The sequence below is a fragment of the Bradyrhizobium sp. cf659 genome (genome assembly GCF_900113725.1).
In the GTDB taxonomy this organism is placed as follows: Bacteria; Pseudomonadota; Alphaproteobacteria; order Rhizobiales; family Xanthobacteraceae; genus Bradyrhizobium.
Window position 1 is genome coordinate 338,128 of the sequence record NZ_FOQJ01000002.1, and the last position, 19,956, is coordinate 358,083.

The following is a 19,956-nucleotide window of genomic DNA, read 5'->3' on the forward strand; positions in this document are numbered from 1 at the left end:
GAGGCGGCCGCCTAGTCGTTGGCCTCGGGCGGCAGGAAGTCGACCTCGTGCAGCGCCGAGATGCGCACGACTTCGGCAGGGTCGGTCAGATTGTGGAGCTGGTTGAACAGCGCCTCCAGCTTCTGCATCGGCGAGACCCAGAACAGCGCGCGGCACGGTTTGTCGGATTTGTTGAAATAGCCGTGCGGAATGCCGCGCGGCATGCGCACGAGATCACCGGCATGGGCCTTCACCCATTGGCCGTCGAGCTTGAGATCGAGCGTGCCTTCCTGCACCAGGATGAACTCGTCCTGGGTCGGATGGATGTGCACCGGCACGAACTGGCCGGGATCGCTGTTGGTTTCGAACGCGAAGGTGGAGTCGGTGACGGCCTTGGGGAAATAGACCTGGCCAAGGATGTTCCAGCTCTTGCCGCCATAGCCAGTGCCGACAGCGGTTATGCCCTTTTCGAGTGCAGTCATGGCTCGCTCCTCATGGATTCCGGCGAGGATGGAGCTTCGGCCAGCGACCGGCTGCCTGTCTATCCGCTAAACGAATCCGGACGGAGCTTTTGCCATGCAGCACGACGATTTTGCGACGCGGCCCTTTCCGCGCCCGGGGAACTATTATAGGCTTAAAGCAATTCCGTGACGCGAAGCGTGGTCGACGATGTCCGCAGCCGTGCTGGAAATGAACGCAAGTGCGTCCGCAGCAGAACGGCTTGCGGACTTCGCCCGCGTCGCCACCGACGATGTCGACGAGGCGGCCGAGCAGATCGGACGCATCTTCTGTCCGCACGATCTCAAGCCGGCGCAGGCGCGGGCGGCCGGCTTCTCCGCCCGGCACAATTGCGCGGCGTTCGACGGCTTTTCCGTCAACTACGTTGCCTATGGCGGATCGGTCAGCATCGATCCCGGCTGCCTCGAGCGCTTCTTCCTGGTGCAGGTCCCGCTCACGGGCGCCGCCCGGATTCGTGCCGGCGCCGGCGAATTCGATGCCGTGCCGGACCGGACGGCGTCGCTGCTGTCGCCGACGATCCCGACCCGGATGATGTGGAGCGACTGCGCCCAGGTGATCCTGTTGCTCGACCGCCGCATGGTCGAGCAGCGCGCCGCGGCTTTGTCGGGGAGGGTGGCGGGCACGGTCGAGTTCGATCCTGTGATCGACCTGGACGCGCCGTCCGGGCAGGCCTTGCGGACCAGCCTTGCCGGGCTGATGACGCTCGCCGAACGTCTTGGTCCCGCCGGCAGGCTTTCACCGGTCGCGACGGCCGACTGGCGGGAGGCGCTGCTCGACCACCTCCTCAATGGCCAGCGTCATGGCCTGTCGGATGCGATCAGGACGTTCTCGGGGCAAGCCGAGCGTCTGCCGCGTGCGCTCCGCGTGGCGCGCGACCGTCTTGCGGACAATGCCGGCGAGCCGCTCGACCTTGTGCAGCTCGCCTGCGCCGCCGGGATCGGCATCCGCGCGCTCCAGCTCGGCTTCCGCCGTCATTTCGGCGTGTCGATCTCGGAGATGCTGCTCGACATGCGCCTCGCTGGCCTGCACGCCCGGCTCGCGCAGGCCCCGCCCGATGCCTCCATCACCGCGATCGCCTTCGATCTCGGCTTCACGCATCTCGGCCGCATGGCCGGCGCCTACCGTGAAAAATTTGGCGAGACGCCGTCGGCAACGCTGCGGCGAAGGATGAGCTAGGATGCGGACTCATTAAGGCGCAGCCATAGCCCGATTGACGCGAGTTGAACGAAGGCAAGGTAGTTGGCAGCAAGCCTGTCATAGCGCGTCGCCACCCGACGACATTGTTTGATCCTGTTGAAGAACCGCTCGACCCGGCTGCGAGCGCGACAGAGATACGGACTGAAGCAGATCGGATCGCTGCGGTTGCTTTTCGGCGGGATGTTGGCCCACGCGCCCTTTTTCATGGCAAGCGCTCTTATCCAGTCGGCGTCATAGCCACGGTCGGCGAGCAGCATTGACCCGGACCTCAGGCGAGAAAGCAATTTTTCGGCAAGTCGAACGTCGTGCGCCTCGCCGGGGCTCAACGCAAGCCATACCGGTAAGCCATTGCTATCGACCACCGCGTGTATTTTGCTCGTCAGGCCACCGCGTGACCTTCCCATCGATTGGCGCTGGTTCCTTGTGATACAGGCCCCGTGCTGATGCACGCGAACAATCGAGGTGTCGATCATCTGGACCGCGGCATCATGGGCAGCGGCAAGTGCGTCTATGATGCGGCCCCAGACACCAGCCCGCCGCCAGCGGACGAACCGGTTGTAGCAAGTGGTGTATGGGCCAAACGCCGTCGGCAGATCACGCCAGGGTGCTCCTGATCGGAGGACCCAGAAGATGCCATTGAGGACACGTCGGTCGTTCACCCGAGGAACGCCACGCGGCTTGTTCGGCAGCATCGGCCTTATGGCAGTCCATTCATAGTCGGCGAGTTCGTAGCGCATGATTCGAGCCCCCAGTTTGGGACTTTGAATCACGGGAGTCCGGCCAAACGCAACGCTTCTGGCTCGGCCCCGGTTCGGCGCTTACGGGCAGAAGCGGACCTCAACCTGCCGACAATCCCTGATGAATCCGTCGAAAATGACCCAACTCGGACCTGCCGCGCTGCGACTGGTCAAAGCTCATGCCGGGATTACTTGACGTAACAGCAAGTTGGTAGAATTGTATCTAACCTAGGACGCCCGACCCTCCGGATGAAGATCTGAGCGGTCCCGCGCCTTCTGTTTGTGGCCCACGTTTGTTGGCAGGAATGGGAGGTAGCAATGGCAGTCGAACATAGCTCACCGTCATCTTTGCGCCCTTCTCGACGGCAGTTTTTCTGCGATGAGGTTGGGCGTCGGCAATTTGTCTGCGGCGGAGGCGCCGGCATCCTGAGTGTGATACTTGCCACGCTCCTTGCTGGCTCGAAACCGGCTAGAGCCGAGGCCGTCACCGGATCGGCGCCTGAGCTTGACCGCATCGCGGTTCGGATCGTGACCGATAGCTATCAGTTCGCTGTCGCTCCGAGCAGGAAGCTGCCCAATCTCGATATCCAGCATTTTGGCTGGGGTCTCAGCGACAAGCCGCCGGGCAGAACGTTGGTCAGCGAATTCGGCCTTGCGATGCAGGTCGAGTCACGACGCGGCAACGAGACGCGGAATATCCTGGTCGATTTCGGGTTCACGCCGGAAGCACTTCGCAACAATACCGGCCTGCTTGGCATTGATCCTGCAGCGATCGATGCACTTGTGCTCAGCCACGGGCACCAGGATCACTTTGGCGGTCTCGTCGGTTTCCTGCAGGCGCACAGCGGCAAGCTAAAGCGCAAACTGCCATTGTTTGTCGGCGGCGAAGGATGTTTTTGTGCGCGTCAGTGGACTGCGCCTCCGGTGCGCGGCAACTTCGGCGTAATTGATCGCAAAGCGCTCGAGGAGGCCGACGTGGTCGTAACCTCCACCGAGAGGCCTGCCCTCGTTGCCGATCACGGCTTGACTACGGGGCAAATCAGCCAGAGGAGCTTTGAGAAGGTGCTGTCACCGAGCGCAATGACCATTGGCTTCGACCGAGGCGTCGGCTGTTACCCCGAGCGCCTCAGCGAGGCGGAACGCAGTGCGGCTATTGTGCCAGATCAATTTCAGCACGAAATCGCCACCGCCTTCAATCTGAAGGGGCGCGGGCTCATCGTTCTGACGTCGTGTAGCCATCGCGGCGTGGTCAATGCGATCAAGCAAGTTCAAGCCGCCTCCGGCGTGGAGAAAATTCATGCGGTGATCGGGGGCTTTCATCTCGCGCCGTATCCAGAGGACTACGTTCGAGAAACGGTCAAGGCGCTCCAGGAAATCGATCCGACTTACGTGGTTCCGTTGCATTGTACGGGCGAACCCTTCTACGAAATCGCGCGTGCTGCGATGCCGGCGAAAGTCCTTCGCGCATATACCGGAACTCGCTTGGTTTTCGAGGCGTGAGCGGAGCCTCGCTGTGCGTGAATGTCCGCTTCTGGCCCATCGCGACATTTCCTGCGGTTGCACAAGGGCGGTCGGTGTCGGGGCGAACCGGACATCGACGAAGATTTACGAGTACGCGCCTAGCGCGAGAGACCTACTTTCGCGACCGCGTCGTGCCGTCGTCTTCAGCCGCCTGCCTGCGCAGAAAACCCTCGACATCGGCCTGCACCGAGTAGGGCGTCGGGATCGGGTCGCCCACGGCATCGACGGCGGTGTCGAGAGAGCGGCGCAGCATGCGCGCGAGCTCGGCCTTGCGATAGGGCTTTCTCAGAAGCGGCGCGCCCATCGTGGCGCGTCCCTGCGCATGCAGGGAATCGTAGGCGTAGCCGGAGGTGAACAGGACCCGCAAGGACGGCCGCGCGGCGACCATCTGCTCGGCGAGCTCTCGTCCGTTCATGCCGCCGGTCATCACGATGTCGGTGAAGAGCAGATCGAACGGGGTGCCTTCGGCCGAAATGGCGAGGGCTTCGGTCGCATTGGCGGCAGGGATGACCTTGTAGCCGAGGCTCTCGAGCTGGACCGTGACGTAGTGGCGGACGTCGTGGTCGTCCTCGACGCAAAGGATGGTTTCCCGCCCGCCCACGACCTTGCGATCGTCAAAGCCGGCCGGGCGAAGGGTGCTGGCCTCCGCCTTCGGCAGGTAGATCGTGAAGACCGTGCCGCTTCCTTCTTGGGATGCGACCTTGATGCCGCCGCCGGACTGCTTGGCGAAGCCGAATACCATGCTGAGCCCGAGCCCGGTGCCCTTGCCGACCTCCTTGGTCGAGAAGAAGGGATCGAAGATCCGCTCCAGGATGGCCTGCGGAATGCCCGTGCCGGTGTCGGCAATCTCGATCTCGACATAGTCGCCGGCATAGCCGGCGCCGACTGCCAGGGCCTCGCGCACGCCGAACACCACGTTGCGCGTCGTCAGCGTCAGCCTGCCGCCGTCCAGCATCGCGTCACGGGCGTTGATGGCAAGATTGAGCAGCGCCGAGCTCAACTGGCCGCGGTCGGCGAAGGCGAGCCAGACCTTGCCATCGAGCTTCGTCGTGATCTCGATCTTCTTGTCGAACGTCGCCAGCAGCAGTTTCGCGAGCTCTTCGAGCAGCTCGTTGACGTCGATCTCCGTCGGCTGCAGCGCCTGCTTCCTTGCAAAGGACAGCAGGCTCGAGGTCAGCGCGGCGCCGCGATCGGCGGCTTCGCTGATCAGCTTGGTGATGGTCGCAAGCGGCGGATTGTCCTTCACGGCGTCGGCAAGGATCTCGATCGTGCCGGTGATCACGGTGAGCATGTTGTTGAATTCGTGCGCGATGCCGCCGGTGAGCTGGCCGACCGCCTCCATCTTCTGGGCCTGGATCAGCTGCTCCTCGGCAGCGCGCTTCTGGGTGATGTCCTTGACGAAATTGTTGATGATGGTGCGCCCGCCGAGCAGGAGTGCCGTGCTCGACGCCTCGATCAGGATCGCATCGCCGTTCCTGTGCAGCAGGCTCACTTCGAAGCGAATGCCGATCGGCGTATCCGACAGTTCGGGCAACAGCCGCATCATGCGCTGCCTGAAGCCGGCGCGGAGCGGCTCGGCGACGAGGAGGTCGACGACGTCGGCGCCGATGGCCTCCTGCCGCGACCAGCCGGTCAGGGCTTCGGCCTGAAAGCTCCACTCCAGGACGATGCCGCGTTCATCGGTCTGAATGAAGGCGTCGAGCGCGGTCTTGATGACGGCTTGCGCCATCTGTGCGCCCTCGGCGATGGCCTTCGCCCGATCGGCCAGTTGCGCGGCGGCCCGCTTGGCCTGCGACGTCTCGATCGCGCGCGTGCAGAGATGCGCAAGCAGCACCGCAACGCCGCCGCTCGCCGTCAGGGCGATGAGCTGGGCCATGCCGAACCCCCGCGGGCCGGCGGTGCCGGTCACGGCATAGGAGGCGAGAAGGAGTGCGGCGGTCACGACGACCTGGGCGGCCATCGCAAATGTCACAAGCCCCCTGAGTTTCATGGTCTCACACCAAAGACGCCAGCCGCGGACCGTCCCGGCCCCGCCCTGTCGAGGGGGCCGGCTTCATGTGAGCTACAGACTCCGTGCGTTTCCGTCGAGGGGCAATTTCAGGTGGCGCCGGGCGGCCGGCGGTCCGCGGAAGCGGGGCCCGGCCTGCCTCGCGCGTCAACCCGAAGGCGAATCGGTCTGGCGCAGCGTCGTCACCCAGATCACGCGCGCCACCTGCTGGGTCGGGTTGTCGAACATGTGCGGCACGATGCTCGGGAAACGAAAACTGTCGCCGGCCTCGAGCACATGGGCCTGGTTGTCGAGCCACAGCCGCAGGCTGCCGGACAGGATGTAGCCGGCCTTCTCGCCGGTGTGCTGGAGGAAATCGGTGCCCGACGAGGCGCCGGGATTGAGCGTGAGCTCGTAGAGTTCGAGCTGGCCCTCGCCATCGGGGGTGAGGGCTTCCTTGACGACGCCGCTGGCGGTGAGGCGCAGCAGGCGACGGCTGGTCTTGCGCACGATGTAGCGCTGCACGTCGCCGGGATCGGTGGTCTCGAAGAAATAGGAGATCGGGACGTCGAGCGCGATGCTGAGCAGGCGCAGCGTGCGGATCGAGGGCATGGCGCGCGCGCGTTCGAGCTGGCTGATCATGCCGTTGGACAGGCCGGTCTTGTTGGCGACGTCCTGGATCGAGAGGCCGGCGCGCTGGCGCAGCAGCCGGACGGTTTCACCGAGGCGCTGGTCGACGGCATCGTCGGCCTCGATCGTTGGAGCGTCCTTCGGGCCGTTGGTATCGCCGCGACCATCCATGTCGCTCTCCCATGCATCATCTCAGCCTTGGACCGCATCGGTCCGAAGCTTCAGTCGGAGTGAAAAGGTCGCGCATCCTAGCAATGTCATTGACAGCTGTATTTAGTCATGATGAACTTTTGATCGAAAAATTTAGAAGCACTAAAGCCCACTCCTGTCCCTTTGCCGGGGTCTGGGGGCGCGGGAGACGGTGCCGTGTGCGACAACGGAGAGTGGGTCATGGCAAGCGACACCGGCAAGTTCGGCGTTGGGGCAGTGCATCTGGGCATCCCGAATCGCCGTCAATTCTTCCAGCTCGGGGCCGGCGCCGCGGCGGGATGGAGTCTTGCAGGCAACGCCTTCGCGCAGAGCGAGCGCCCGACCAATCCGCCGGACAAGCCGCGCGGGCAGGTGATCGCGGCGCTGTCGCAGGAGCCGACCGTCTTCCATCCGCTGATGCCAAACATCGAGGTCGATCAGGGCATCTGCTGGCAGGTGTTTTCGCCGCTCTGGTACATCGATCCCGACGGGAATTTCGTTCCCGACCTCGCCCGCGAAGTCCCGACCCTCGAGAATGGCGGCCTGTCGGCCGACGGGTTGACCTGGAAGATCAAGCTGCGCAGCGACGTGAAGTGGCACGACGGCACGCCGTTCACGGCGGAGGACGTCAAATTCTCCATCGAGCTGATCAACAATCCCGGTTTCCGCGCGCGCAGCCGGGTCGGCCATAGCCTCGTCAAGGACATCACCGTCGTGGCGCCCGACGAGATCCATTGGCGGATGGAAGCGCCCTATTCGCCCTATATGTCGATCCTGGCGTCGTTCACCTTCATCGTGCCCAAGCACATCCTGGAGAAGGTGTCCGATCCGAACGCCTCGCCGTTCCACAATGCGCCGGTCGGGACCGGCCCGTTCCGCTGGGGCGAGCGCGTGCCCGGCGATCATATCCAGTTGAATGCCCACACCGGCTATCACGGCAAGGGGCCGTACGTCGAACGCGTGGTCTTCAAATACATTCCCGACCTCACCGTGCTCTACACGCAGTTCCGCACCGGCCAGGTCGACTATACGGGCCTCGCGGGCATCCTGCCGAACTTCGTGCAGGAAGCGAAGACGCTGAAGGGCCGCAAGATCTTCGTCTCCTCGACCTCCTCGGTGGAGCATATCGCGCCCAACCTGGAATTCGGTCCCTTCGCCGACCGCGCCGTGCGCGAGGCGCTCTATCTCGGCATCAACAAGCAGGCGATCATCGATGCGCTCTATTACGGCCTGCCGACGCAGACCGAGAGCTTCGTGCCGCAGCAGGCCTGGTCGTTCCAGCAAGGGCTGCCGCAGCATAAATACGATCCCGCCAAGGCCAACGCGCTGCTCGACGCTGCGGGCTGGGTCCGCGGCTCCAGCGGCATTCGCGAGAAGGGCGGCGTCAAGCTCGAATTCACCAACTCGACGACGGCGGGCAGCGCCGTGCGCGAGCAGTGCCAGCAGCTCCTGATCCAGGACTGGCGGGCCATCGGTGCGTCGATGCGCGTCAACAACATGCCGGCGGCTGTGATCTGGGGCGACTTCTGGCAGCAATCGAAGTTCAATTCGGTGATCGTCGGCGTGAACTTCATGCTGGGCAGCGACCCCGACGTGACGCCGCGCTTCGGCTCCGGTGCAATTCCCGCCAAGGGCGGCCGCGGCTACAACACTTATCAATATCAGAACGCGGAGGCCGACCGGCTGCTTTCTCAAGGCGCCCAGCAATTCGATCTGGCGCAGCGCAAGGCGACCTATGGCGAGCTGCAAAAGCTCATCCGCAACGACCTCGCCATCCTGCCGCTGTTCCAGAGCTTCATCGCCGAGGGCGTGAAGGAGGGGCTGCAAGGCTTCCGTCCCAACATCAACATGTCGATCAACAGCTGGAACATGCGCGAATGGTACTGGGCCTGATGTATCCGGCTCGCTGGATCGCCTGAGATGGCCCGTTACGTCGCCAATCGCCTGGCGCAGGCGATCATGCTGCTTGTGATCGTCTCGGCGATCGGCTTCGCCGTCCTGCATCTGGCGCCGGGCGGTCCGCTCTCGCAGTTTGCCGCCTCCGCGCAGATGACGCAGGAGGATCTCGACCGCGTCACCAAGCAGCTCGGCCTCGATCGGCCGTTGCCGATCCAGTATCTCGACTGGTTCGGTCGCATGCTCAAGGGCGATTGGGGCCGCTCCTATCGCGACGGCGAGGCGGTGCTGTCCGTGATCTCGTCGCATCTCGGCGCCACCTTGGAGCTGATGGCGACGGCGACCATCATCGCGGTCCTGCTCGGCTGCTGGATCGGCGTGCTCGGCGCGCTGCGCCGCTACTCGCTGTTCGATACGCTGGCAACCGTCGGCGCCATGATCGCGCTGTCGATCCCGACCTTCTGGTTCGGCCTCGTCACCATCTACATCTTCTCGGTGAAGCTCGGCTGGCTGCCGGCCGGCAATCGCGAGACCGTCGGCGACGGCTCCTTCCTCGACCTGCTGCATCATCTGATCGCGCCGGCCCTGGTGCTGGCGCTGGTCGAGACCGCGATGTGGGGCCGCTTCATGCGCTCCTCGATGCTCGAGGTCATCAACCAGGATTACATCCGCACCGCGCGCGCCAAGGGCATGCCGGAATGGCGGATCCTCACCGTGCACGCGCTTCGTAATGCGCTGCTTCCGATGATCACGGTGGCCGGCCTCCAGTTTCCGACGCTGCTCGGCGGCGCGCTGGTCGCCGAGACCGTGTTCACCTGGCCCGGCATGGGGCGCCTGTTCCTCGATTCCATCGGCTATCGCGACTATCCCGTGGTGATGGGCATCCTGATGTTCTCGGCGACCATGGTGCTGATCGGCTCGCTGCTCGCCGACATCTTCTATGCCGTCGTCGATCCGCGCATCCGGGTGGGCTAGGCGATGACGAGCGCGGTTCTCTCCACCGACCAGCTCGCGCCCGGCCAGGCCGCCTGGCGGCGCTTTCGCCGGCACCGGCTCGCGCTTGCAGGCGCCGTGATCATTCTCGTCCTCGTCCTCGGTTCGGCACTGGGTCCATATCTCCTCCCGTTCGACGACACCTATATCGACATCATGAAGCGGTTCGCGCCGCCGTTCTCGGGCGCGCACATCCTCGGCACGGATGAGCTCGGCCGCGACGTGCTGGCGCGGCTGATGATGGGCGGACGGGTGTCGCTCTCGATCGGCATCGTCGCGATGGTGATCGCGATGGCGGTCGGCATCGCCGTCGGCGCCTTCGCCGGCTTCTATGGCGGGGTGGTCGGTGCGGTCCTGATGCGGCTCGTCGACGCCGTGCTGTGCTTTCCGACCATCTTCCTTCTGCTCGCACTGGCCGCGCTCACCGAGCCCGGCCTCGTCACCACCACCGTGCTGATCGCGGCGACGGCCTGGATGGCGGTCGCCCGTGTCGTCGAGGCCCAGGTGCGTTCGCTGCGCGAGCGCGAATTCGCGGTGGCGGCGCTGGCCTTCGGCTCGTCGAACCTGCGGATCATGTTCCGCGAGCTCGTGCCCAACGCGATCGCGCCGATCGTGGTCGCGGCGACGCTGAACGTCGCCAAGGCGATCCTGCTCGAATCCTATGTCAGCTATCTCGGCTACGGCATCCAGCCGCCGGCCGCGAGCTGGGGCAACATGCTCAACAACGCGCAGATCTATCTCACCAGCGCGCCGTGGCTCGCGATTGCACCGGGCCTTGCCATCACGCTCGCGGTGACGAGCTTCAACTTCCTCGGCGACGGCCTGCGCGACGCGCTCGATCCCAGGATGAACATCCCATGACGAGCCGACGAGCTTCGATCGAACTGAATACCAGGAGTGCCCCATGTCCCCGCCGCTCAACCGTATAAACAGCGACGAACGCCTGCCGGCGCAGGTGGATGTCGTCGTCATCGGCGGCGGCGTGATCGGTGTGTCCGCAGCCTATCATCTGGCGAAGAAGGGGCTTTCCGTCGCCCTCGTCGAGAAGGGGCATGTCGGTGGCGAGCAGTCGAGCCGCAATTGGGGCTGGTGCCGCCAGCAGGGCCGCGCGCGTGAGGAGATTCCACTGGCGCGTGAGGCGCTGCGGCTGTGGGAGGACATGCAGAGCGACGCCGGCGTCGATGCCGGCTTCCGCCGCACCGGCGTGCTGTTCCTGACCAAGAGCAAGGACGAGCTCGCCGGCTGGGAGCGCTGGGCCGCGATCGCGCGCGAGCAGCAGGTTCACTCCACCGTCCTGACGCCGGCCGAGGTCGCCGAGCGTCTGCCCGGCAATTCCGACAAATGGGTCGGCGGCCTGCACACGCCGAGCGACGGACGCGCCGAGCCGTCGATGGCGGTGCCTGCGCTCGCGACCGCCGCGCGAAAGCACGGCGTCACCATCCATCAGGGCTGCGCCGCGCGCGGGCTGGAGACGACCGGCGGGCGGGTCAGCGCCGTCGTCACCGAGAAGGGCACCATCCGCACGCAATCCGTGCTGCTGTCGGGCGGCGCCTGGTCGTCGCTGTTCTGCCGCCGTCACGGCATCGAGCTGCCGATCGGTCTCGTCAACGCCACTGCCTGCCGGACCACGCCGGGGCCGGAGATCACGTCGGGTGCGCTCGGCACCGACTTCTTCTGCATCCGCCGCCGCCTCGACGGCGGGTTCACGCTGGCGCTGCGCAATCGCGGCACGGTCGAGCTGTCGCCCGATCTGTTCCGCTATGCCCGCACCTTCTGGCCGACCTATCTGCATCGCCGCAACGGACTGAAAATGTCGTTCGGCAAGTCGTTCTTCGACCAGCTCATGCGCGGCACCAGCTGGAGCTTCGACAAGCCGTCGCCGTTCGAAACCGAGCGCGTGCGCGATCCCGCGCCCGACATGTCGCTGGTCAATGCGGCGCTTGCGTCGCTGATCAAGTCCAACCCCGAATTGAAGGACATCGAGATCGCGGAAGCCTGGGGCGGCACGATCGACTGCACGCCCGATACGATCCCGGTGATCTCGCCGGTCGATGCGCTGCCGGGCTTCTTCCTCGCCACCGGCTTCTCCGGCCACGGCTTTGGCATCGGCCCCGCGGCCGGCAAGCTCGCCGCCGACATCGTGACCGGCTCGACGCCGCTGGTCGATCCGGCGGCCTACAGCCACAAGCGCATGATCGACGGCCGCCGGCTCGCGCCGGTCAGTCCGTTCTGAGGGCCTTGGCCGCATGACGGTTCTCTACAAGGCCAACATGGTGCGCGGTGCGGAGTGGGCGCGCTTCTTCGCGGAGCGCGCGCCGCATCTGCCGTTCCGGCTCTGGCCCGACATCGGCGATCCCGCCGAGGTGCGCTATCTCGTGGCGTGGGTGCCGCCTGATGACATCGCGGCGACCTTTCCAAACCTCGAGCTGGTCTTCTCGGTCGGCGCCGGCGTCGATCAGTTCGACGCCACCAAACTTCCACCGCAGATCCCGCTGGTGCGCATGCTGGAGCCCGGTATTGCCGAGACCATGGTGGAATACGTCACCATGGCCGTGCTCGCCCTGCATCGCGATCTCCTGCACTTCATAAGCCAGCAGAAGCAACAGGTCTGGCGCGAGATCCGGATCACGCCAGCGAAGCGGCGGCGTGTCGGCGTGATGGGGCTCGGCCAGCTCGGCCAGGCCGTGCTCGAACGCCTCGAGGCGTTCGGCTTTCCGCGTCTCGGCTGGAACCGCTCGCCGCGCGAGATCGAGGGCGTCACCTGTTATGCGGGCATCGACACTTTGCCCGATTTCCTCGCGCAGACCGACATTCTCGTCTGCCTGCTGCCTCTGACCGAGGAGACCCGCGGCATTCTGAACGCGGACCTGCTCGCGCGCCTGCCGCGCGGCGCCTCCCTGGTCAATGTCGGGCGTGGCCCGCATCTCGTCGAGGCCGATGTCCTCGCGGCTCTCGACAGCGGCGTGCTCTCGGGCGCTGTCCTCGACGTCACCGATCCCGAGCCGCTGCCGGCGGGCCATCCATTCTGGAGCCATCCGCGCATCCTGCTGACGCCGCACAATGCCAGCATGACCACGCCTGATACGGCCGTCGACTATGTGCTCGACGTCATCGCACGTCACCGCCGCGGCGAGGATCTGCCGGGGCTCGTCGATCGTTCGCGCGGCTACTAGGACACTCGCATGAGCATCGGCGCAAGCAAACCTGACCAAGTGATCGCCGAGGCACAGGCGCCCGTGCTGTCGGTCGCGGGCCTCACCACGTCCTTCATGCGCGAGCGGCAATGGATCCCCGTGGTCCGCAACGTGTCGTTCGACGTCGCGCCGCGCGAAACCGTGGCGATCGTCGGCGAATCCGGTTCGGGCAAGAGCGTCACCGCGCTGTCGATCATGCGGCTCGTTCCGAAGGAGAGCGGCCGCATCGAGGGGCGTGTCACGCTCACCGGCCGCGATCTCCTCGCGCTGCCCGAAGCGAGCATGAAGGATATCCGCGGCAACGACGTTGCCATGATCTTCCAGGAGCCGATGACGAGCCTCAACCCGGTGCTCACCATCGGCTTCCAGATCGCGGAAGCGCTGATCCAGCATCGCGGCCTGTCGCGGGCGGCCGCCGAGGCCGAGACCGTGCGCCTGCTCGACCGCGTCCGCATCCCCGCCGCGAAGTCGCGCTTCCACGAACACCCGCATCGCTTCTCCGGCGGCATGCGCCAGCGCGTGATGATCGCGATGGCGCTCGCCTGCAAGCCGAAACTCCTGATCGCCGACGAGCCGACCACCGCGCTCGACGTCACCATCCAGGCCCAGATCCTGGAGCTGTTGAAAGAGCTCCAGCAGGAAGAGGGGATGTCGATCCTCTTCATCACCCACGACATGGGGGTGGTCGCCGAGATCGCGGACCGCACCGTGGTGATGTATGGCGGGCAGGCGGTGGAGCTTGATGCGACCTCGCGCATCTTCGCGGCGCCCGCGCATCCCTACACCCGTGCGCTGCTTGCGGCGGTGCCGCGCCTCGGCTCGATGGACGGACGCAAGCGGCCGATGCGCTTTCCGATCGTCGACAAGGTGACCGGCACCTCGGACGAGCCGACGGAGACCCCTGATACGGTCTCGATCGCCGAGCGTCCGCTGCTCGAAGTCGCCAATCTCACCACGCGCTTTCCGATCCGCTCCGGATTGTTCGGCAAGGTCTCCGGCCGCGTCCACGCGGTCGAGAACGTCTCCTTCACCTTGCACGCCGGCGAGACGCTGGCGCTGGTCGGCGAGTCCGGCTGCGGCAAGTCGACGACCGGTCGCTCCATCCTCAAGCTGGTCGAGCCGGACGGCGGGACGGTTCTGCTCGACGGCCGGGACGTGCTCGGCATGAACGGCCGCACCTTGCGCGACTGTCGCAAGCAGATGCAGATCGTGTTCCAGGATCCGTTCGCGAGCCTCAACCCGCGCATGTCGGTGGGGACGTCGATCGCAGCACCGCTGCTGGCCAACGGCCTCGCCTCGGCGTCGCAGGCGCGCGACAAGGTCGCCGACCTGCTCGTGCGCGTCGGCCTGACCGCCGACATGGCCGCGCGTTTTCCGCACGAGTTCTCAGGCGGCCAGCGCCAGCGCATCTGCATTGCGCGCGCGCTCACGCTCGGGCCGAAGCTGATCGTTGCCGACGAGGCCGTGTCCGCGCTCGATGTCTCGGTGAAAGCGCAGGTCGTCAATCTGATGCTCGACCTTCAGGCCAGCATGGGCCTTGCCTATCTCTTCATTTCCCACGACATCGCGGTGGTCGAGCGCATGAGCCATCGCGTCGCGGTGATGTATCTCGGCGAGATCGTCGAGATCGGCCCGCGCGCGGCATTGTTCGGCAATCCTCAGCATCCCTACACCAGGAAGCTGATGGCGGCCGTGCCGGTGCCCGACCCCGCGCGCCGCGGCACGAAGCGCGAGGTCGCAAACGACGAGATCAGAAGCCCGGTGCGCGCGCCAGACTACCAGCCGCCAGTGCGGCAATATCGCGAGGTCTCGCCCGGTCACGTCGTCCAGGTGTGGGATGAAGGAAGCTGGTCGTGAGAAAGAGATGCAAGGAGACGCGCAGCGATTTGCGTGTGTCCGAGACCTGGCTCAGGTCGCGCTCTCTGGATCGGTCAGCAGTTTGCTCAGCAGTCGGCCACTCGGTGGCAGCGGTCGATTGACGGCCGAGATCAACGAGAACTGGGTTATGTAGCGAAACGCCTCGGCGCCCGAGACTTCCTCCAGTTGATGGATCGGTCTCAGCATCTCCACATAATGTGTCGGTAGGAAGCCGACAAAGCCGCCGCCGACCAGCATCGTGGCGACCGCCTCCAGACCGAAGGCGATAGCGTGCTGCTTGATATGGAGCCGCCGGGCGAGATTTTGCGTGCGCCGATCGTTTGTTCGCGTCACCAGAACCACACCGTCACTGCGCAGGGACTCGAGCGCAAGCGGCCTGGCGGCCGCCGTGTAGAGCCTGAACTCCTCGGCGAACAGCGAGACGTATTCGAGCTTGCTGTTGACGGCAGGCTGGCCGCTGATGGCGAGATGCAGTCGTCGCTCCAGTACGTCCTCGACGAGCGTAGTCGGCAGGCCGATCGCAACGTTCAGGGTGACATTGGGCGCGGCCGCGCGAAACCGGGCCACCGTGTCCGCCAACCGGCAATGCGGGTTGGACAGGCAATTGTCGGCGATGCCGATCTTAAGTTCGCCCGAAAGGATGTTGCGGGCCAGATTGAGCTCGTGATGCACGATCTCAAGCGCATCACAGGCCGCGATGCTGGCCTGTAGAGCCTTGCGGCCGAAATCGGTCAGCTCGAACCCGGACGGACCGCGAAAGCAGAGCCGGCTGCCGAGGCGCGTTTCCAACGCGAGTAGATGCCGGCTGATGGTCGATCGCTCCATCCCGAGCTGGGCTTCTGCCGCGGTTAGGCCGCCGGCCTCGGCGACGGCGCGAAAGATACGCAGCAACCTGAGATCGCTCTCCGTGAGCTGCGGAACGGGTACTGGCGGGACGTGCTTCATGTTGCGGTTCCTACAAGCATGGTTTCGGGAAACGTCATTCCGGGGATGCCTGCTCCGCGTTACCGTTGCTGAACATCCGGACGATGCGCGGTCCAGTCGCGTGGCGGCCAGATGCCGAATTGTTCGGCAAGACCAACCTGCTGTGACCTGGAGGACCTATGGTTCTGCCCCTGACGGTGCCGCCTTCGCTCAAGCACCAGAGCCTACTCTGGTCGCCAATTTGCACCGATCTCGACGCTCTCGACGCGCACATTGCCATCCTCGGCATTCCGTTTGGCAGCGCCTATCATGCCGCCGCGATCACCAACGATCAGTCGAGGGCACCCGATGCTGTCCGTTCGGTCACCGATCGCATCTGTCGCGGCCTGGAGCGCTACGATTTCGACGTCGGTGGTCCGATCTACGGCGGGCGTGCCTTGAAAGTGGTCGATGTCGGCAACGTGCCTGCCGACATGACCGATCTCCGCAGTCATTCCGTCCGCGCTGAACAAGCGGTAAGCAAGATCCTTGCCGCAGGCGCCATGCCCATCACCATTGGCGGCGACCACGGCATTCCGATCCCGATCCTGCGCGCCTTCAAGGGCCATGGTCCGATCACGCTGATCCAGGTCGATGCCCATATCGACTGGCGCGACGAGGTGAACGGCGTTCGCGATGGCCTGTCGAGCCCGATCCGGCGAGCCTCCGAGATGCCTCACATCGGCGAGATCTTTCAGATCGGTATCCGCTCATCGGGCAGTGCACGGACCGAAGAGGTCGAGGCGGCGGCTGCCTACGGCTCCAACATCATTCCGGCCTTCGAGGTGCACGACAAGGGCATCGATTCGGTGCTCGATCGGATTCCGGAGGGCGGTCAGTACTACATCACGATCGATGCCGACGGCCTCGATCCGACCGTCATGCCTGCCGTCGAGGGCCCGGCGCCGGGCGGGCTCACCTTCCATCAGGTCCGCAAGCTCATCCACGGTCTGGTGCGCAAGGGGCGGGTGGTCGGCATGGACATCGTGGAGATCACGCCGGCCATCGACGTCAACATGATCACCTGCATCACGGCCGGCCGCCTGATCGTGAACCTGATCGGCGCGGCGGTGAGGGCGAACTATTTCGACGCGCCGCCTGCCTGAGGCAGCGGCAACCTTTGCGGACATCGACAACGAAGGGACCAGCCATGCGGAAGACCACTCGCACGATATTCGGCGTTCTGGCCGGCAGCGTCTGCCTCGCGCTCGTCGCGAGCCAGCAGGCCTGCGCCGAGACGACGCTGGACAAGATCAAGCGGACCGGCGAGCTGACAGTCGGCACCGAAGCGGCCTATCCTCCCTTCGAATTCGTCAAGGATGGCAAGATCGTCGGTTACGGCTCGGACATTCTGGCCGAAGTGGTCAAGGAGCTCGGCGTCAAGAAGCTGAACCAGCTCGACCTGCCCTGGCAGGGCATTTTGCCAGGCGTGCTGGCCGGCAAGTTTGATTTTGTCGCCACCACGGTCGGCATCAACGCGGAACGTGCCAAGCGCTACGCCTACACCATGCCGATCGCCGACGGCGTGCCCTATGCCATGAAGCGCAAGGGCGACAAGCTCACCAAGGTGGAGGATCTCAACGGCAAGGTGGTCGCAACCCAGCTTGCGTCGTCGACCGAACCGGTCGCGCGTGCGCTCGATGCCAAGCTGAAGGCCACGGGCGGAACGGGCTTCAAGGAGCTGAAGCTCTTCACCGCTTTTCCCGAGAGTTACGTGGCGCTCGCCAGCGGCGAGGTCGACGCCGTGATCCAGTCGCTGCCGAGCCTCGCCGCGCTGGTCAAGGACAAGCCGGACGTCTTCGAGCTGCTGGCGCCGACGCCCCAGGAAGGCGGCTTCCCCTATCTTGCCTGGGTGACGCGGCCCGACGACAAGGATCTGCGCGACGCCGTTTCGGCGGTGATCCGCAAGATGCGTGACGACGGCCGCCTCGCAGCCCTCCAGAAGAAATGGTTCGGTTTCGAAATGACGATCCCGGATCAAGGCTACCTGCCGCCCGGTGCAATGTAAGCCGCTCGACGTGGCGACCAAGGGGTAACGGCGAGACCAGGCATCTTCCGACATGAAAGGCCCGGGTCATGGGCTTCAAGCTCGACTACCTGCTGTCGATCCTGCCCCGTCTGATCGGTGCGGCGGCCGTGAACATCCGGCTGGCCGTCATCATCATGCTGCTCGCGCTTGCGCTCGGCACCGCGTTGACCATCGTCCGCTCGCTGAAGATCGCCGCCGTCAACGCCTGCATCGCCGTCGTCATCAGCTTCGTGCGCGGCACGCCGCTCCTGATCCAGATCTTCATCGCCTTTTACGTGCTTCCTGCGGTCGGTCTCGACCTCTCGCCGGAGGTCGCTGGCGTTTCGGCCATCGCCTTCAACAGCATGGTATTCGTCAGCGAGAGCATGCGCGGCGGTCTCGCCACCATCGATACTGGTCAAATCGAGGCTTCGACGGCGCTCGGGCTCCCGCCGCATGCCATCTGGCTCAAGGTAGTGCTGCCCCAACTGTTCCGGCGCATCGTGCCGGTGCTGATCAACGAGGCGACGATCGTGGTGAAAGGCACTGCGCTTCTGTCGGTCATCACCGTCGTCGACGTGCTGCGCACGGCGCAGCAGATCGCCAGCGCCAGCTATCGGCCGTTCGAGACCATGATCGGCTCGGCGCTCGTGTTCCTCGTCATCAATCTCGTCATCAGCCTATCCGGCAGGGTGGCGGAGAGTCGCTTCGCTGCGGCGCGGGCCTAGAGCGATGCATTTCGATCCCGCCGTCCTGGTCGACTACTGGCCGCTGCTCCTGCAAGGTGCCTGGCTGACGCTCCAGGTCTCGGTTGCGGCGCTCGTGATGGGCTATGCCGCGGGGATTGCGGTTGCCTTGATCGCGCTCGTGCCGGGTTGGCTGCCGGGACTCGTCGCCGGTTTCTATGTCGAAACCCTGCGCAACATTCCCTTCATCATCATTCTCTTCGTCGTCTACTACGGATTGCCGTTTTGGGGCATCCGGCTGCCCGCAACCTTGGTCGGGACCGCAGCACTCGCGCTGTTTGCCAGCGCCTATTATGCCGAGATCGTGCGTGCCGCGATTCTCGCATTGCCGCGTGGCCAGTTCGAAAGCGCGCGCGCCATCGGCATGTCGCCGATGAATGCGATGTGGCATGTGGTGGCGCCGCAGATCCTGCGCACCCTGGTTCCGCCGTCCACCAATATGACGCTGACCATGATGAAGGAGTCGGCCGTCCTTTCCTCCATCACGGTGCCGGAGCTCACCTACCAGAGCCTCGTGGTGCAGGGAAACACCTTCGCTCCCTTCGAGGTTTTCGCAGCAGTTGCGTCGATCTACTGGCTGATCGCGGTCGTCATCGCCGAAGCATCCAGGCGGCTGGAACGCAGGGTTGGAGCCGTGCAGGCCGAGGCCGTCAGCCGCAACCGGATCGCCGACCGTTATCTCTCGCTGGTTGCCGGGAGGACGCGATGAGTAGTGCGCCCGTCCTCCGCGTTTCGGCGCTGACCAAGCGCTTTCACGGCGTCACGGCGCTCGATCAGGTGTATCTTGATGTGCATGCCGGCCAGATCGTTGCGCTGATCGGTCCGAGCGGGTGCGGCAAGAGCACCCTGTTGCGCTGCCTGACCTGGCTCGAGCAGCCTGACGATGGCTTCATCGAGGTGGCGGGCAAGCCATTGGGGCGCGAATTGATGTCGGGCGGCGTGGTGCGCCGCCAGAGCCGCCGGCAGATCGACGCCCTGCGCCCGCAAGTCGGCATCGTCTTCCAGCAATTCCATCTCTGGCCGCACATGACGGCACTCGAAAACGTGGTGCGGCCGCAGACCGTGGTGCTCGGCCGCTCGCGGCCCGAGGCGACGCGGCGCGGTTCGGAGTTGCTGACGCGGCTCGGTCTTGCAGACCGGATGGACCGCCATCCGCACGCGCTCTCGGGAGGGCAGAAGCAGCGGGTCGCCATCGCCCGCGCCCTGGCCATGGATCCGGCCTTGATGTTGTTCGACGAGCCGACCTCGGCGCTCGATCCGGAGCTGGTGGGCGAGGTGCTCACGGTGCTGCGCTCGCTCGCCGACATCGGCATGACCATGCTGGTCGTCACGCACGAAATCGGCTTCGCGGCGAGCCTCGCCGACCGCATTGCGTTCATGGACCATGGCCGAATCCTGGAGGAGGGGCCGGCGCGTGACATCATGGCCGCGCCGAAAGAGCCGCGCCTGCGCAACTTTTTCGACCTGGTGCGGCCGGACCATCGCATGACCAGGACAGCAGCCAACCCCACGGAGTAAT

18 protein-coding genes are annotated in these 19,956 nt (G+C 65.1%); 13 read left to right on the plus strand and 5 right to left on the minus strand.

All coding sequences use genetic code 11. The annotated features are described in order from the left end of the window. Window positions 1–11: 11 nt before the first annotated feature. Entirely contained in the window at window positions 12–461 is a 450-nt protein-coding gene (locus BM118_RS10680; RefSeq protein ID WP_092184980.1) for a cupin domain-containing protein, read from the minus strand. 187 nt (window positions 462–648) lie between these two features. On the opposite strand from BM118_RS10680, the gene BM118_RS10685 reads away from it, so the two are divergent. Continuing rightward, complete coding sequence (locus BM118_RS10685; RefSeq protein WP_092184982.1) at window positions 649–1,674, plus strand: AraC family transcriptional regulator; 1,026 nt, start codon at window positions 649–651, stop codon at window positions 1,672–1,674. On the opposite strand, the gene BM118_RS10690 is transcribed toward BM118_RS10685, so the two are convergent. After that, window positions 1,671–2,432, minus strand: coding sequence for an IS5 family transposase (locus tag BM118_RS10690; RefSeq protein WP_092184984.1), 762 nt, complete (start codon window positions 2,430–2,432; stop codon window positions 1,671–1,673). The two genes, BM118_RS10685 and BM118_RS10690, sit on opposite strands and share 4 nt — an antisense overlap. A gap of 318 nt (window positions 2,433–2,750) precedes the next feature. Between BM118_RS10690 and BM118_RS10695 the strand changes: the two genes are divergently transcribed. Continuing rightward, the gene (locus tag BM118_RS10695; protein ID WP_092184986.1) at window positions 2,751–3,932 is read left to right on the plus strand and encodes an MBL fold metallo-hydrolase; all 1,182 of its coding nucleotides are present in this window, start codon (window positions 2,751–2,753) and stop codon (window positions 3,930–3,932) included. A gap of 133 nt (window positions 3,933–4,065) precedes the next feature. On the opposite strand, the gene BM118_RS10700 is transcribed toward BM118_RS10695, so the two are convergent. Then, window positions 4,066–5,943, minus strand: coding sequence for an ATP-binding protein (locus tag BM118_RS10700; RefSeq protein ID WP_092184989.1), 1,878 nt, complete (start codon window positions 5,941–5,943; stop codon window positions 4,066–4,068). Window positions 5,944–6,108: 165 nt separating this feature from the next. After that, window positions 6,109–6,741 carry a cupin domain-containing protein gene (locus BM118_RS10705; RefSeq protein ID WP_092184991.1) on the minus strand — a complete coding sequence of 211 codons (633 nt, stop codon included), beginning with the start codon at window positions 6,739–6,741 and terminating at the stop codon, window positions 6,109–6,111. A 219-nt stretch (window positions 6,742–6,960) separates the two neighbouring features. Between BM118_RS10705 and BM118_RS10710 the strand changes: the two genes are divergently transcribed. From BM118_RS10710 to BM118_RS10735, 6 genes are read left to right on the plus strand one after another with little or no spacing between them, the layout of a single operon-like run. Continuing rightward, on the plus strand, window positions 6,961–8,652 hold the full coding sequence (locus BM118_RS10710) for a peptide ABC transporter substrate-binding protein (RefSeq protein ID WP_092184993.1): 1,692 nt from the start codon (window positions 6,961–6,963) through the stop codon (window positions 8,650–8,652). A gap of 27 nt (window positions 8,653–8,679) precedes the next feature. After that, complete coding sequence (locus BM118_RS10715; protein WP_092184995.1) at window positions 8,680–9,630, plus strand: ABC transporter permease; 951 nt, start codon at window positions 8,680–8,682, stop codon at window positions 9,628–9,630. 3 nt (window positions 9,631–9,633) lie between these two features. After that, window positions 9,634–10,509, plus strand: coding sequence for an ABC transporter permease (locus BM118_RS10720; protein ID WP_092184998.1), 876 nt, complete (start codon window positions 9,634–9,636; stop codon window positions 10,507–10,509). A gap of 43 nt (window positions 10,510–10,552) precedes the next feature. Next, window positions 10,553–11,881: an NAD(P)/FAD-dependent oxidoreductase gene (locus BM118_RS10725; RefSeq protein WP_092185000.1), complete on the plus strand. Its 1,329-nt coding sequence runs from the start codon at window positions 10,553–10,555 to the stop codon at window positions 11,879–11,881. Between the two features lie 13 nt (window positions 11,882–11,894). Next, window positions 11,895–12,821 (plus strand): 2-hydroxyacid dehydrogenase, encoded by a 927-nt coding sequence (locus BM118_RS10730; protein ID WP_092185002.1) that lies wholly within the window; start codon window positions 11,895–11,897, stop codon window positions 12,819–12,821. A 9-nt stretch (window positions 12,822–12,830) separates the two neighbouring features. Next, on the plus strand, window positions 12,831–14,699 hold the full coding sequence (locus tag BM118_RS10735) for an ABC transporter ATP-binding protein (RefSeq protein WP_092185004.1): 1,869 nt from the start codon (window positions 12,831–12,833) through the stop codon (window positions 14,697–14,699). 51 nt (window positions 14,700–14,750) lie between these two features. On the opposite strand, the gene BM118_RS10740 is transcribed toward BM118_RS10735, so the two are convergent. Continuing rightward, window positions 14,751–15,665, minus strand: coding sequence for a LysR family transcriptional regulator (locus BM118_RS10740; protein WP_092185006.1), 915 nt, complete (start codon window positions 15,663–15,665; stop codon window positions 14,751–14,753). Window positions 15,666–15,823: 158 nt separating this feature from the next. Here BM118_RS10740 and BM118_RS10745 point away from each other — a divergent pair, with 158 nt between their 5' ends. From BM118_RS10745 to BM118_RS10765, 5 genes are all read left to right on the plus strand, one after another. Then, the gene (locus BM118_RS10745) at window positions 15,824–16,789 is read left to right on the plus strand and encodes an agmatinase (protein WP_092185008.1); all 966 of its coding nucleotides are present in this window, start codon (window positions 15,824–15,826) and stop codon (window positions 16,787–16,789) included. Between the two features lie 44 nt (window positions 16,790–16,833). Continuing rightward, window positions 16,834–17,691: a transporter substrate-binding domain-containing protein gene (locus BM118_RS10750; RefSeq protein ID WP_092185010.1), complete on the plus strand. Its 858-nt coding sequence runs from the start codon at window positions 16,834–16,836 to the stop codon at window positions 17,689–17,691. A gap of 68 nt (window positions 17,692–17,759) precedes the next feature. Further along, window positions 17,760–18,419, plus strand: a complete 660-nt coding sequence (locus tag BM118_RS10755) for an amino acid ABC transporter permease (RefSeq protein WP_092185012.1) — start codon at window positions 17,760–17,762, stop codon at window positions 18,417–18,419. Window positions 18,420–18,423: 4 nt separating this feature from the next. After that, window positions 18,424–19,146: an amino acid ABC transporter permease gene (locus BM118_RS10760; protein WP_092185014.1), complete on the plus strand. Its 723-nt coding sequence runs from the start codon at window positions 18,424–18,426 to the stop codon at window positions 19,144–19,146. Then, on the plus strand, window positions 19,143–19,955 hold the full coding sequence (locus BM118_RS10765) for an amino acid ABC transporter ATP-binding protein (RefSeq protein ID WP_092185016.1): 813 nt from the start codon (window positions 19,143–19,145) through the stop codon (window positions 19,953–19,955). Before BM118_RS10760 ends, BM118_RS10765 begins: the two co-directional genes overlap by 4 nt. Window position 19,956 lies beyond the last annotated feature (1 nt).